Here is a 13,919-nt window from a genome sequence, read left to right on the forward strand (position 1 = left end):
GCGGTGACACGCGCGGGCCGCTGGCGCGAGTTTGCTGTTGCCCCGGACCCATGGCAAACTAAATGAGTTGCCAGCGCGGCGGGGGAAACCTCGAAGCTCAGGGAACAGCGTCCGGCCCCATCGTATAGCGGCCTAGTACGCCGCCCTCTCACGGCGGTAACGCGGGTTCGAATCCCGCTGGGGTCACCGGATCGAAAGCCTCACCTTCGGGTGGGGCTTTCGTTGTTTCTGCGGCTTTCCCCGGGCCCTCCCGATTCACGGTTTATTTGCCACGCCCCACTTTCACCCTCTTCTTGAGGGTGAACTGACTTTCCAGAGTGGGATCAGGGGTTCCTCACGGTGTCCTGTTTTGCCGCGTGTTTCCGCGGTTTTCTGGGGTCTGAATGTCAGTGGTCACTGCTTGAATGAGCACATGACCACCACCCGAGGTTCTCCCCCTGCTGGCTCGCCGCTCGCGCCGCGCCGGGCTTCCCGGGTGCGCTTCCAGAAGACCTCCGCGGCTCACACTTCTGCTCCACCCCAGCCGCCGGAGTTCGACCCCACCGAGCTCATCACCAAAGCATTCGCGTCCGTAGCCCCCGGTGTCATCCCACCCGTGTTCTCCGTTCGGGTGGTCGATGACGTGGTCGGCATACTGGAACAGTTTGACCGCTTCCAGAACATCCTCACCGCCGCACGCCTGAACGTTCTCTCCTTCGCGATGGAGACCGCGGTGCACCGCGCCCCTTCCGGAAGCGGCGACATCCCATATCGCTCCCTGCGTGCCGAGATCGCGACCGCCCTTCATCAGAGCGAACATGTTGTGGAACGCGATCTGAACCTTGCGAGCGCACTCACGATGCGTTTCCCGGCCACCCTGCCGCGCATGCTCACCGGCCAGGTTTCTCCCGAGCATGTGCGCGCACTCGTAGAGTCCTCGGACGCGCTGGGGCTTGGACAGGACTCGGAGTCGGTGCGTGTGCGGGGCAGGTACGAGGCGGAGGTGCTGCGGCGTGCTGAGTCCCAGACGCCGCAGCGTTTGCGGCCGATCGCGCGGAAGCTTGCCCGTGAGCTCGCGAGATCACTGCCGAAGCCGGCCCCGTTCCCGGGCGTTGACCCCACGAGCGGTGGCTCTGCTGGTCCGGACACGGCTTCCCCAGGGCCGTCCGGCACTGACCCCAGCAACACAGACCCCAGCACCGGTGATCCCAGCAGTGCGGACCCAAACGCCGCCGACCCAACGATCACCGGTCCCGACGGCGCTGACCCGAACGGCCTCGACCCCAACAGCCCCGGCCAGACCGGCGGCGCCCCTGTTCCTTCGCCGGAGTGTGAGCGAAAAGTGTGGGTGCGTGATCACGAGAACGGGATGGCGGAGCTGGTGGCGTTCATGCCGTCACCTGTGGCGTATGCGATTCATGATCGTTTGACGCGGCTCGCGAAGTCCGCGGAAGTAACCGAGCATCAACTCGCCCGCGCCCTCACGGACAGCGGCACCGGTCCCGCAGACACGGGCACGGGTGAAGCGTCACCCGCGCACCCCACGCGCAAGCCACGGGGTGTGAGAGCACAGAGTGTCGCAGAACGACGGCGCCTCCTCCGGGAACTCCGCCCGGGCATGAAAGGTGGGCGTCCCGGGGTCCGAGAGATCCGGGCAGGGATCCCCAAGCGCAGCCGCGCGCAGACCCGCACGGATGTGCTCCGGGACCTGCTCCTTGCCGGGGATCCGATGCGGCTGGTTGCGGGGTCTCCGGAGGAGGCGGTGCGGGCGCACATCCAGGTCGTGGTGACCACCAGAACACCCCCACCAAACGACAGCGCTGCTCCCGTGCCTGGTGCCCAGGCCGCGAAGCCCACAGCCACCGACCAGACCGCGACTGGCACAGCACCATCCGCGCAGCCGGAGTTCACGGATGCCGAACTCATCGGGTCCGGACCCGTCGACCCCGATCAGATTCGCGGCTACGCAGGCCACGCCGACTTCTGGGAGAAGGTCACCGTGTCGGGTGAGAGTGGGGATGTGCTGAGTGTGGACCGGTATCGGCCCAGTGCACAGATGCGTCGCTTCCTCGGGGCCCGCGACCTGCACTGCAGGTTCCCCGGCTGCCGGGTGCCGGTGAACCGCTGCGATATTGACCACACCATCCCCGCAGCAGATGGCGGCACGACATCCACAGACAACCTCGCACATCTCTGCCGGGGCCACCACACCATGAAGCACAACTCTGACTGGGACCACCGTTTGTTGCCGGACGGGACAATGCGCTGGCGGTCCCCAACCGGACGCGTGTACGACGATGAACCGCCGAGCCGGGTGAGGTTCCTGAAACACGACAACACCGGAACGCCACCACCGAGGCCATCAGTGACGAGGTCAACGGCCCCGCCGCCGACACCGCCGGTTCGCACAGCACGACCGCTTGTTCCTCCACGGCCCGTCGTTGACGACGATCCCGACGACCACCCATTCTGAGCGACTGCATTCTGGGTGGCTGCAGGCTGGCCGTGCGTAGTGATGAGACCGCAGCTGTGAAGCGACGCGCCAACTCAGGTGGGCAGATTTTGCGCCCAGCCGCGAGCTGTGCCAAGATAGTCAGGTTGCCAGCGCAACGGGGGAGACCTCGGAGCTCAGGGAACAGCGTCCGGCCCCATCGTATAGCGGCCTAGTACGCCGCCCTCTCACGGCGGTAACGCGGGTTCGAATCCCGCTGGGGTCACCGGATCGAAAGCCTCACCTTCGGGTGGGGCTTTCGTTGTTTCTCGGGTCGCTCGCGCGGATATGCTGGGAGGGTTCTGTCCACGCACATAGAGGAGCGCTCAGTGACCCGCACCATCAAGCTCGCAGTACTTCCCGGCGACGGTATTGGCCCGGAGGTGATCGAGCAGGCGAATCGCGTCCTCGACGCGGTTCTCGTGGGCGGTGACGTGGAACTCGCGCGTACCGAATTCAAGCTCGGTGCCGAACGGTTCCTCGAGACCGGAGAAACCCTGCCCGAGGAAGAGCAGCAGGCAATCGCCGAGCACGACGCGATCCTCTTCGGTGCGGTCGGCGGTGTCCCTGGAGACGCGCGACTCAAGCACGCGAACATCGAACGCGGGCTGCTGCTCAAGCTGCGCTTCGACTTCGACCACTACGCGAACGTGAGGCCGTGCACACTCTTCCCCGGCGTTGAGTCGACGCTTCGAGCTCCGGGCGAAGTCGACTTCGTCGTAGTGCGCGAGGGCACCGAAGGCCCCTACGTTGGGAACGGCGGCACGCTGCGCGCCGGCACGCCGCATGAGGTCGCCACGGAAGTATCGGTGAACACCGCGATGGGCGTGGAGCGCGTGGTCCGCTACGCGTTCGAGACGGCTCAGTCGCGCCCCCGCAAGAAGCTGACCTGGGTGCACAAGACAAACGTGCTCGTACACGCGGGAGCGATCTGGCAGCGCGTCGTCGCCGCGGTCTCCGCGGAGTACCCCGAGATCGCGGTCGACTACATGCACGTCGATGCCGCCACGATTTTCATGGTGCAGGATCCCGCGCGCTTCGACGTGATCGTCACTGATAACCTGTTCGGAGACATCCTCACGGACCTGGCCGGCGCTATCGGCGGCGGCATCGGGCTCGCGGCGTCCGGCAACATCAATCCCGACGGCACGTTCCCGAGCATGTTCGAGCCCGTACACGGCTCTGCGCCCGACATCGCTGGGCAGCAGAAGGCGGACCCGACCGCGGCGATCCTCTCCGCGGCTCTCCTCCTCGATCACCTGGACCTCGGCGCAGAGGCGGACCGCGTCCGCGAAGCGGTCCGCGCCGACCTCGCTGTTCGCGGCGACGCCGCCCGCGCGACCGCGGCAGTTGGCGACGCAATCATCGCGGCTCTGCCCTCGCGCTAACGACGCACCAGGCTCGACCCTCCCGCACCCGCTCTTCTTCAGAAGGAACACCTCATGACTGACCTGGTATTCACCCACACCGAGGCCCAGCGCCGCTCCGCCGCCGAGCGCGAGGCGCTGCTCGTTGATCCCGGCTTCGGCAACGTCTTCACTGACCACATGGTGTCCGTGGCCTGGACCAAGGACGCGGGGTGGCATGACGCTGAGGTCATTCCGTACGGTCCGATTCCGCTCGACCCTGCCTCCTCCGTGCTGCACTACGGGCAGGAGATCTTCGAAGGGCTGAAGGCCTACCGCCGCGCCGATGGCTCGATCGTTACCTTCCGCCCAGAAGCGAACGCGCGCCGACTCAACGAGTCGGCTGTGCGCCTCGCTCTGCCCGAAATCCCCGAAGAAATCTTCGTGCAGGGCGTACGCGAGCTCGTGCGTATCGACGCGGACTGGGTGCCGAGTGGTGCCGACCAAAGCCTGTACCTGCGCCCGTTCATGATCGCCGATGAGAGCTTCCTCGGGGTGCGGGCCGCGGAGCGCGCACGCTTCCTCATCATCGCTAGCCCGGCGGGCCCCTACTTCTCGGGTGGGGTGAAGCCGGTGTCGATCTGGCTCTCGCAGGATCTGGCCCGTGCGGGGCGCGGCGGCACGGGGGCCGCGAAGTGCGGCGGCAACTACGCTGCCTCGCTCCTCCCGCAGCAGGTGGCCGCAGAGAACGGCTGCCAGCAGGTGCTCTTCACTGACTCGGCGACGACGGACACGATCGACGAGCTCGGCGGCATGAACCTGTTCCTAGTGCGCGCCGACGGCACGGTGCTCACCCCGCAGCTGAACGGCAACATCCTCGATGGGATCACGCGCCGCAGCCTCATCCAGCTTGCGAAGGATCGCGGGCATACCGTTGAAGAACGCGAGATCACGGTCACCGAGTGGCGCGAGGGGGTCGCCGATGGCACGATCACGGAGGCTTTCGCCTGCGGCACCGCCGCAGTGATCACGCCGATACAGCAGCTCAAGTCCGAAGACTTCGCGATCGATTTCGGGGCGAACGCGCCGGGTGAGCTCACGATGTCGCTCCGCGAAGAGCTCACGGGGATCCAGTTCGGCACGCGTGAGGATCGTCACGGCTGGCTTGAGGTCATCGTCCCGGCGGACGCACGATGAAGGTCGCGCGCTTCCAGATCGATGGCGAGATTTCCTTTGGGATTCTCGACCGGGCGGAGAACGGTGAGGGCGTCGAGCTCGTCGAGCTGATGGCCGATCCCATCGTGGCGGGCTACGACACGACGGGGCGACGGCTCAAGCTTGAAGAGGTGCGCCTGCTTGCCCCCGTGATCCCACGCTCGAAGGTCGTGTGTGTCGGAAAGAACTACGCCGACCACATCGCGGAGATGGCGGGCGTGACGGGTGGTGAGACCCCCGCGGAGCCCGTGCTGTTCCTGAAGCCCAACACCTCGGTGATCGGGCCCGGGGACGCCATTGTTCGGCCCGAGATCTCTGAACGGGTTGAGCACGAGGGCGAGCTCGCGATGGTCATTGGTGCCGTTGCGAAGAACGTGTCCGAGGAGGAAGCGCTCAGCTACGTGTTCGGCTTCACGTGCGCAAACGATGTGACCGCGCGTGACCTGCAGATCGCGGATGGTCAGTGGACCCGGGGGAAGGGGTTTGACACGTTCTGCCCGCTCGGCCCGGTCATCGAGACCGATCCCGATCTCTCGGATGCGCGCATTGTCACCCGGGTCAACGGTGAGGTGCGCCAGGAGGGCAGCACCGCGCAGCTGATCCACTCGCTCGCGAAGATTGTCGCGTTCGCCTCGCAAGCATTTACGCTGCTGCCGGGCGACGTGATTCTCACGGGGACACCCGCGGGTGTCGGACTGCTCGAGGCGGGCGACACCGTTGAGGTAGAGATCGAGGGGATCGGGATCCTCCGCAACCCGGTCCGCGACGCCGCTGCGGCCCAGTAAGTAGACGCATGAACGACTGGAACGGCCCCGAATTCGCGGGCTCCGCCGCTCCCCGGCGCGAGCCCCTGAGCTACCCCGGGGCCGTTCCAGCCGCGTCGGTGCTGATTACCCAGGACCGTGTGTGGCGCATTCTTGACCGCTGGAGCGACCCGCTCACGTGGGAAGCGCCGACAGAACAGCGCTTGGGCAGCTGCCGGGTTGCGATCGATGAGGAATCTGCGCGCGAGCTCGGGCTCTCTCACCGCGTCTCGCCGACACTGAACAGCGTGTTGGAAGAGCTCACCGGCGCGATTGCGGACGGCCTCGTCCCCGTGATCGCGATCGGCTCAAACGCTGCGCCGTCCCAGCTGCGCAATAAGTTCGAGGCCGAGTCCACGCAACTGGTGGTCCCGTCGATTCGTGCGCGAATCACTGGGTATCGCGTGGGCTTTACCTCCTTCCTCGCCCCCGCCGGGTATCTCCCTGCGACGATTTTCCCGGAGGTGGGCGCAACGACCGCGACGACCGTGCAGTTTGTCAGCCGGGCACAGCTGCGCGCGATCGACGCCACTGAATCGCCCTGGTACCGGCGCGTGTGGGTAGACGACGCGCAGATTCTGCTCGAAACGGGCGAGCGCATTCCCGGCGCCTACGCGTACGTCGCGCATCACGGCGTGATCGGCGATGCGCGCGGCCCCTTCATCTTCGGTACAGCGGACGCTGGGCTGATCGAGCCAGAGGACATCACCGCGCGCCGGCTGCCGACGCAAGAGCGTGCCCTGCGAGCGCTGCTCGAGGACGAGGTGTGCAGGGAGGCCTGGGGGAGCACACCCGCGGAACTGTTCGCCGCACTGCCGGGAGCGCAAGGATCCCTCGAAACCCTGCAGCGAAGCAACCACGTTCTGCATCGAAACATGCTCGCCGAGCGCACCGATTGCATGGGGAGCGAAGCGGCTCGATACGGGTTTCCATTCCCGCAGCGGCCCGCAGCCCCGCTCCCGGGGCTCGCGGGGCGTGACGGATTGAGCGTGACCGTTGGGCGAACCCACGATCTCCTCGAGCGCCGAGGAAACTCCGTGGTGCGCCTCGGCGAACGTGTCCGCTCGGCGCTCGGCAATCCCACGCACGTCGAGATTGTTTCTGAGGCACTGCACGGTGGAGTCGCTGCGCGTGCGCCCCGTGTGATCGCATCGGTGTACACATCGAACGGAGATGCCGCTCCGCCCGCGGATCCCGATCTGATCGAGGTTGACCACATGTTGCGGATGGGCGCGGGGCTTGAAGTGGGGGAGCGGGCGATCCTGCGGCCCGTGACCGTGGAGCGGCGCGACTCGTTTGATGCGCTGCTCGGGGCGCCCAACTATGTTTCGTTCCGGGTCACGCTCGCGGATCCTTCGAGCACCGAGCGCGAGGTGTGCCTCATGAGTGAGCTGTCGCTGCAGCTACTGGGCATCTCGAGCGGTGACTACGTGGTCCTCGAAGGCGCCGCTGGAGACGACGGGCAGGTGCGCACCCTTGTCGTCAAGGCGTTTCAGGTGCCCGAGGACGTGTGGCAGGAGCGCGTCCGCGTCTCGACCGGGAGCTGGGACGATCGCTTCCCCGGAGCGCGCAGCACCCTGGGCATTCATCCCGACATTCCGACCCTGTTCATCGACGCCGCCACACGGGCTCGGCTTGGGCTTGCTGCACAGCAGCTTGCGGTGGTCCGCGCCAGACCAGCGAGGCTGCAGCAGTTCGGCAATGAGGTGCGTGAGATGCTGCTGCTCCTCGCCATCGCCTTCATCGGCATCGTTGGGATCATCCCGAATTTGTGGGTGGGCGCCGGGCTCTTCGGGCTGCTGCTCGTCGGCTCGTTCTGCCTGATGATTGTGAAGCTGCGGCGACGCCTCTCGCACCGGGCGGCGGGACGGCGCAGAAGCCCCGGATAATCGCAGCCACGGCGGGGGCCACATGGGCTACGCTCGGGAGGCAACAAGGGCCGCAACGAGGAGGTCGAGTGCCGAGCTCATGGCAGGCGCTGCAGCGCGGAGAGTCCGTCCGAGAACGTCGGCGGGCGCTTGAACGTGCGCACGAGCGGTTTGTGAGTTCGGCTGCGAGCGCAGCCCTGCACGATCCGAATGCGGAGCTCGAGCTGCGCGAGCGTTTCGCGGCGACGCCCGGTGTGCGTCCGTTCGTACTCGACTCCTGGCTCCGCTCACAGCGCGGCACGATCCATCCCGACCGGGTGCTTGAACGCCCCGCGCTTGACGGCGCTGCGTTGGACGAGCTGCGGAGGATCCACCCGCTGTCGAGCGTGCTTCCCGTGATCCGCAAGCTGCTGTTTGATGAGGCGCGTGAGTCCGGGCTCATCGTCGCCGTGGGAGACTCAGCCGGTCGCCTGCTCTGGGTGGACGGCGACGCCCGCCTGCGTACCCGTGCCGCCGAGATGGGGTTTCGGGCGGGCATGGACTGGTCCGAGCACTCGGTGGGCACGAGCGCTCCCGGCAGTGCGATTGAGCTTGACCAGGCGCTGCAGGTGTTGGGGGCCGAGCACTTCAGTCGCGCAGTGCACGAGTGGAGTTGCACTGCGGCGCCCGTGCACGACCCGCTAAGCGGTGAGATCTTGGGCGTGGTTGATGTGACGGGCGGCGACAGCGCCGCCTCACCGCACTTGTTGCCCCTCCTGCAGGCGACACTCGCAGCGATTGAGGCGGAGTTGCAGCTTGCCCGGCTCCGCGAACTCTTGAACCCGGCCCGCGCGAGTGCCGCAGCGGCGGCGAGCGGATTCGCGCACGCGCAGGTGGGCCCCGCGGCGGGACACGGCGCTGATCCCGATCCGGATCTCGAGCTCGATCCCGGCCCTTCCGCGCCTCGACTGTGCGTGCTCGGGCGTGAGGAGGCCACCCTGGAGTGGGAAGCCGGATCTGCCCCGCTGACGGGGCGCCACGCGGAGATACTGCTCGCGCTCGCGGCCTCGCCGGCCGGGTGCTCAGCCGAGCAGCTCGCAGAGGAGGTGTACGGGCGGGCCGACGCAGAGCAGACGCTCCGCGCTGAACTTGTGCGCCTGCGCCGGTGGTTCGCCGCGGAGGCCGTGCCGCTCCGCCTGCAGTCCCGGCCGTACGCGCTCGACGGACCGCTGCGGGTGGACGCCTCAGACGCGTTGGCGCAGCTGGACGCTGGGGAGCACACCGCGGCGCTCGCAGGCTATGCCGGCCCAGTGCTGCCCACCTCCGTGTCGCCCGTGGCTGAGCGCTTGCGTGCCGAACTCGACGCGACATTGCGGGAGACGATGCTTGAGCGCGCTGATCCCGATCAGCTGTTTGCGTACGCGCAGCAGTGGGCCTGGGCGGACGCGCACATCTGGGAGACCTTGCTCCAGGTGCTTCCCGCGCGCTCACCCCGGCGCGCCCACGTGGTGGCCAAGCTCGAAGCGTTGCGCGGCGAGCAGTAACCAGCCGAACCGGGCGACTGTTGCGCGCCCGAAACCACGCTGCAACGTCGATGCAACGTGAACGCAACGTTCCCAGCGATACGTTCGGAGGACCGGGAAATCCCGGCACCCGCAACGATGTCAAAGGAGACACGTCATGACTGTGTACGCAGCCCCCGGCCAGCCGGATTCGCTGGTCAATTTCAAGAGCCGCTACGAGCACTACATCGGCGGCGAGTGGGTGCGCCCCGTGAAGGGCCAGTATTTCGAGAACGTCACCCCCGTCACGGGCAAGGCCTTCTGCGAGATCGCCCGCGGCACCGCTGAAGACATTGAGGCGGCGCTCGACGCAGCCCACGCGGCGGCACCCGCGTGGGGCCAGACAAGCCCCGCCGAGCGCGCGCTGATTCTGAACAAGATCGCGGATCGCATGGAGCAGAACCTTGAGCTCCTCGCAGTGGCGGAGACCTGGGACAACGGCAAGGCGGTGCGCGAGACGCTCAACGCCGACATTCCGCTTGCGATCGATCACTTCCGCTACTTCGCTGGTGCGATCCGCGCGCAGGAGGGTGGACTTTCCCAGATCAACGAGGACATGGTCGCGTATCACTTCCACGAGCCGCTCGGGGTGGTGGGCCAGATCATCCCCTGGAACTTCCCGATCCTCATGGCGACGTGGAAGCTTGCGCCGGCGCTCGCAGCGGGCAACGCCATCGTGCTGAAGCCGGCCGAGCAAACGCCGGCCTCGATCCTGGTGCTGTTCGAACTGATCGGTGATCTGCTTCCCGCCGGGGTCGTCAACATTGTGAACGGCTTTGGCGCTGAGGCCGGGAAGCCCCTCGCGACCAACAAGCGCATCCGCAAGATTGCCTTCACGGGTGAGACAACCACCGGACGCCTCATCATGCAGTACGCCTCGGAGAACATCATCCCCGTGACGCTCGAGCTCGGCGGGAAGAGCCCGAATCTCTTCTTCGAGGACGTGATGGCGCAGGACGATGCGTACTTCGATAAGGCGAAGGAAGGGTTCACGATGTTCGCCCTCAACCAGGGGGAAGTGTGCACGTGCCCCTCGCGTGCGCTGATTCAGGCCTCGATCGCGGATGACTTCCTCGACGCGGTGGCAGAGCGCACCGAGCGCATCACGCGCGGCAACCCGCTCGACACCGACACGATGATGGGTGCGCAGGCGTCGAACGATCAGTTCGAAAAGATCAAGTCGTACCTTGATATCGGCAAGCAGGAGGGTGCGCAGGTGCTCACGGGAGGCGGCGTCGCCGACCTCGGAGGTGAGTTCGCGGACGGCTTCTACATCCAGCCGACGATCTTCCGCGGCGACAACTCGATGCGGATCTTCCAGGAGGAGATCTTCGGGCCCGTCGTTGCCGCAACCACGTTCACGGACTTCGATGACGCGGTGCGGATCGCGAACGACACCCTGTACGGGCTGGGCGCCGGCGTGTGGAGTCGCAACGGCAACACCGCGTATCGCGCGGGTCGCGCCATTCAGGCGGGCCGTGTCTGGGTGAACAACTACCACGCCTACCCGGCACACGCGGCCTTCGGTGGCTACAAGTCGAGCGGCATCGGGCGCGAAAACCACCTCATGATGCTTGATCACTACCAGCAGACCAAGAACCTGCTCGTCAGCTACAAGGAGACCGCAGACGGCTTCTTCTAAGCCGACGCGTTCTTGCCCCTTCCCACTCACGTAGTACTCCATTCACCGTCGAAAGGAATCTCCCATGACCACTTCAACGATGCGCGCCGCATCCGTGCCGAGCTTTGGTGCCCGCTTGGACGTCGCCGATCAGTCCGTTCCGACCCCGGGTGCCGGCCAGGCGCTGGTGCGCGTGCTGACCACCGGCGTCTGCCACACCGACCTGCACGCCGTTGAAGGCGACTGGCCTGTGAAGCCGAGCCCGCCGTTCATCCCCGGACACGAGGGCGTTGGCCTCGTCGAAGCCGTCGGCGAGGGAGTCACGAACGTTGCCGTGGGTGATCTCGTGGGGAATGCGTGGCTGTGGTCCGCGTGTGGCCACTGCGAGCACTGTCGCACCGGCTGGGAGACGCTGTGCGAACAGCAGCAGAATGGTGGCTACTCGGTTGACGGCTCGTTTGCGGAGTACATGCTCGTGGACGCGGAGTACGCGGCAGTCGTGCCCGCGGGCTCGGATCCCGTCGAGGTGGCGCCGGTGCTCTGCGCTGGCGTGACGGTCTACAAGGGCCTGAAGGTCACGGGCGTGCGCCCTGGCCAGTGGGTCGTGATCTCGGGCATTGGCGGCCTCGGTCACATCGCGGTGCAGTATGCCGTGGCGATGGGCATGCGTGTCGCGGCGGTGGACATTGCCGACGACAAACTTGCGCTCGCGAAGAAGCACGGCGCTGAGGTGACCGTCAATGCGCTGAACGAGGATCCGGTCGAGGCGATCCAGCGCCAGACAGGTGGGAGCCACGGGGTGCTCGTCACCGCTGTGCACCCCTCGGCGTTCGGGCAGGCGATCGGTATGACCCGCCGCGGCGGCACCATCGTGTTCAACGGCTTGCCGCCCGGGGACTTCCCGGCTCCCATCTTCGACATCGTGCTCAAGGGGTTGACGATTCGTGGCTCAATCGTGGGGACGCGCCAGGACATGATCGAGGCTCTCGATTTCTACGCCCGCGGGCTGATCCACCCGACCGTTGCCGAGCGCCCGCTCGATGACGTAAACGAGGTGCTTGACGAGATGCGCGCCGGCAAGATCGACGGCCGCGTGGTGCTTCGCCTGGCGAGCGCGTAGCGACACCCCAGTGTGGGCCCGGGGCTGTGAGCTGAGCCCCGGGCCCACACGCCCACGACGACCCAAGGAGAGAACCATGGCAGATCAGGATCGCACTCGAGCCGCCCGTCCAGAGGTCGAGGGCGAGACCGAGAGCCGTCTGGCGTTCACGCCCGCGGCGCTCGCGCTCATCGAGCGGCTCTGGGAGATTCACGGGCCACTTATGTTTCACCAGTCGGGCGGCTGCTGCGACGGCAGCGCGCCCATGTGTTACCAGGCGGGGGAGTTTCGCACCGGAGGGCAAGACGTGCTGCTCGGAACGCTAGAGCTCGAGCCCGCTCGAGAATCTGATGCCGATGCACGCGAGATTCCGTTCTGGATGTCCCGTGAGCAGTTTGCGCTCTGGGCCCACACGCACCTGACGGTTGACGCGGTGCCCGGTCGGGGGAGTGGCTTCTCGCTCGAGGCCCCGGAGGGTGAGCGCTTCCTGATCCGCTCCCGCTTGCTGTGAGCCGGTGACCACCCACGCAGTTTGACCTGCGACAATAGAGCAGTGGATCCCAACAAGCTGAATCACGAACGCGGCGCTGAGGAAGCGAAGTTCATCAAGACGCGACCCAACACGGGCGGTCTCGCGCGGCGCCCTCAGGTGCGCCCGAAGACGGAGGGCTGGAAGCAGCTCACGAGCCCAGACGGGCGGCCGACGCTGCAGTTCGCCTCGCCGCGCGTCAAGCAGCCGGCCACGCACCTCGCCGACCTGACGCTCGCGGAACGCGAAGCGAAGATCGTGGAACTCGGCCTGCCGAAGTTCCGAGCGAAGCAGATTTCAAAGCAGTACTTCGACAACTACGTCACCGATCCCGAGCAGATGACCGATCTTCCGAAGGATCGTCGCGCGGAGGTTGCCGAGGCGCTCTTCCCGCCGCTGCTCACCGAGGTGAAGCGACTCGTTACTGATGATGGATCGACGATCAAGTTCCTCTGGCGGCTCTTCGACGGTGCACTCGTCGAGTCCGTGCTGATGCGCTACCCAGGCCGCATCACGCTCTGCGTGTCGAGCCAGTGCGGTTGCGGTATGAACTGCCCATTTTGCGCCACCGGTCAGGCGGGTCTCACCCGGAACATGTCGACCGCCGAGATCCTCGACCAGGTCGTCCAGGCGAACCGCGTCATTGCCGAGGGTGGGCTGGGCCGGGCGCGTGAGGAAGGCAACGGCGCCGAGGCCGAGCGCGTGAACAACATCGTGTTCATGGGCATGGGGGAGCCGCTCGCCAACTACAAGCGCGTCATGAACGCGGTGCACCGCATGGTGGCGCCCGCTCCTGAGGGGCTCGGCATGTCGGCCCGCGGTATCACCGTGTCGACCGTGGGGCTTGCGCCCGCGATCCGGAAGCTCGCGGACGAAGACCTCGCCATTACGTTTGCGCTCTCGCTGCACGCGCCGGACGATCAGCTGCGCGACGAGCTGATCCCGGTCAATAGCCGTTGGAAGGTCGACGAGGTGCTCGACGCCGCGTACGGCTACTACGAGAAGACCGGGCGTCGCGTATCGATCGAGTACGCGCTGATCAAGGACATGAACGACCACGCCTGGCGCGCGGACCTGCTCGCGGAGCGGCTCAACCAGCGTGGCCGCGGCTGGGTGCACGTGAACCCGATTCCGCTGAACCCCACGCCGGGTTCGATCTGGACCTCGTCGACCCGTGAGGTGACCCGGGAATTCGTGGATCGGCTGAACGCTGCGGGCATCCCGACGACGCTGCGCGATACGCGCGGCAAGGAGATCGACGGCGCCTGCGGCCAGCTGGTGGCAACAGAGCAGGATCGAGCTGAAGCGGCGGCGTTCGCAGAAGCGTAATTGGGGCGGGTCGAGGACGCACCCGCGGGCAGTCATAATGAAACAGAATCATTCTGTTCATTTGCTTCGCCTGAGGTTATGTCCCGGGTAGACTCGAT

The 13,919-nt window shown here is 66.5% G+C and carries 10 protein-coding genes and 2 tRNA genes; all 12 read left to right on the plus strand.

Annotated features, from left to right (window positions below; translation table 11 throughout):
• The first annotated feature begins 113 nt into the window (after nucleotides 1-113).
• Nucleotides 114-186: transfer RNA gene (locus ACR81A_RS06345), tRNA-Glu, on the plus strand.
• Nucleotides 187-412: 226 nt separating this feature from the next.
• Nucleotides 413-2,452 (plus strand): DUF222 domain-containing protein, encoded by a 2,040-nt coding sequence (locus tag ACR81A_RS06350; protein WP_440313041.1) that lies wholly within the window; start codon nucleotides 413-415, stop codon nucleotides 2,450-2,452.
• Between the two features lie 171 nt (nucleotides 2,453-2,623).
• Nucleotides 2,624-2,696, plus strand: a tRNA-Glu gene (locus ACR81A_RS06355).
• Between the two features lie 103 nt (nucleotides 2,697-2,799).
• A complete protein-coding gene (locus tag ACR81A_RS06360; RefSeq protein WP_202382130.1) occupies nucleotides 2,800-3,858 on the plus strand; it encodes a 3-isopropylmalate dehydrogenase in 1,059 nt (352 codons plus the stop codon).
• 54 nt (nucleotides 3,859-3,912) lie between these two features.
• Nucleotides 3,913-5,013 carry a branched-chain amino acid aminotransferase gene (locus tag ACR81A_RS06365; RefSeq protein ID WP_202382131.1) on the plus strand — a complete coding sequence of 367 codons (1,101 nt, stop codon included), beginning with the start codon at nucleotides 3,913-3,915 and terminating at the stop codon, nucleotides 5,011-5,013.
• Nucleotides 5,010-5,816 carry a fumarylacetoacetate hydrolase family protein gene (locus ACR81A_RS06370; RefSeq protein ID WP_440313042.1) on the plus strand — a complete coding sequence of 269 codons (807 nt, stop codon included), beginning with the start codon at nucleotides 5,010-5,012 and terminating at the stop codon, nucleotides 5,814-5,816. The genes ACR81A_RS06365 and ACR81A_RS06370 overlap by 4 nt, the downstream gene beginning before the upstream one ends.
• Before the next feature lie 8 nt (nucleotides 5,817-5,824).
• The gene (locus ACR81A_RS06375; protein WP_440313043.1) at nucleotides 5,825-7,723 is read left to right on the plus strand and encodes a hypothetical protein; all 1,899 of its coding nucleotides are present in this window, start codon (nucleotides 5,825-5,827) and stop codon (nucleotides 7,721-7,723) included.
• Nucleotides 7,724-7,791: 68 nt separating this feature from the next.
• Nucleotides 7,792-9,225 carry a GAF domain-containing protein gene (locus ACR81A_RS06380; RefSeq protein ID WP_440313044.1) on the plus strand — a complete coding sequence of 478 codons (1,434 nt, stop codon included), beginning with the start codon at nucleotides 7,792-7,794 and terminating at the stop codon, nucleotides 9,223-9,225.
• A 136-nt stretch (nucleotides 9,226-9,361) separates the two neighbouring features.
• Nucleotides 9,362-10,885, plus strand: a complete 1,524-nt coding sequence (exaC, locus tag ACR81A_RS06385; RefSeq protein WP_202382135.1) for an acetaldehyde dehydrogenase ExaC — start codon at nucleotides 9,362-9,364, stop codon at nucleotides 10,883-10,885.
• 79 nt (nucleotides 10,886-10,964) lie between these two features.
• On the plus strand, nucleotides 10,965-11,984 hold the full coding sequence (gene adhP / locus ACR81A_RS06390; protein WP_202382186.1) for an alcohol dehydrogenase AdhP: 1,020 nt from the start codon (nucleotides 10,965-10,967) through the stop codon (nucleotides 11,982-11,984).
• A 76-nt stretch (nucleotides 11,985-12,060) separates the two neighbouring features.
• Nucleotides 12,061-12,474, plus strand: a complete 414-nt coding sequence (locus tag ACR81A_RS06395; protein WP_440313045.1) for a DUF779 domain-containing protein — start codon at nucleotides 12,061-12,063, stop codon at nucleotides 12,472-12,474.
• 42 nt (nucleotides 12,475-12,516) lie between these two features.
• A complete protein-coding gene (gene rlmN / locus ACR81A_RS06400) occupies nucleotides 12,517-13,821 on the plus strand; it encodes a 23S rRNA (adenine(2503)-C(2))-methyltransferase RlmN (RefSeq protein WP_440313046.1) in 1,305 nt (434 codons plus the stop codon).
• Nucleotides 13,822-13,919 lie beyond the last annotated feature (98 nt).

This window comes from Leucobacter chromiireducens (assembly GCF_051993095.1).
GTDB lineage: Bacteria > Actinomycetota > Actinomycetes > Actinomycetales > Microbacteriaceae > Leucobacter > Leucobacter chromiireducens.

What these genes read in the sequence shown, in the direction of transcription:
- ACR81A_RS06350 (WP_440313041.1), top strand. Translation starts at nt 413, where the DNA reads ATGACCACCACCCGAGGTTCTCCCCCTGCTGGCTCGCCGCTCGCGCCG.
- ACR81A_RS06365 (WP_202382131.1), top strand. Translation starts at nt 3,913, where the DNA reads ATGACTGACCTGGTATTCACCCACACCGAGGCCCAGCGCCGCTCCGCC.
- exaC (WP_202382135.1), top strand. Translation starts at nt 9,362, where the DNA reads ATGACTGTGTACGCAGCCCCCGGCCAGCCGGATTCGCTGGTCAATTTC.
- ACR81A_RS06375 (WP_440313043.1), top strand. Translation starts at nt 5,825, where the DNA reads ATGAACGACTGGAACGGCCCCGAATTCGCGGGCTCCGCCGCTCCCCGG.
- ACR81A_RS06395 (WP_440313045.1), top strand. Translation starts at nt 12,061, where the DNA reads ATGGCAGATCAGGATCGCACTCGAGCCGCCCGTCCAGAGGTCGAGGGC.
- adhP (WP_202382186.1), top strand. Translation starts at nt 10,965, where the DNA reads ATGCGCGCCGCATCCGTGCCGAGCTTTGGTGCCCGCTTGGACGTCGCC.
- ACR81A_RS06370 (WP_440313042.1), top strand. Translation starts at nt 5,010, where the DNA reads ATGAAGGTCGCGCGCTTCCAGATCGATGGCGAGATTTCCTTTGGGATT.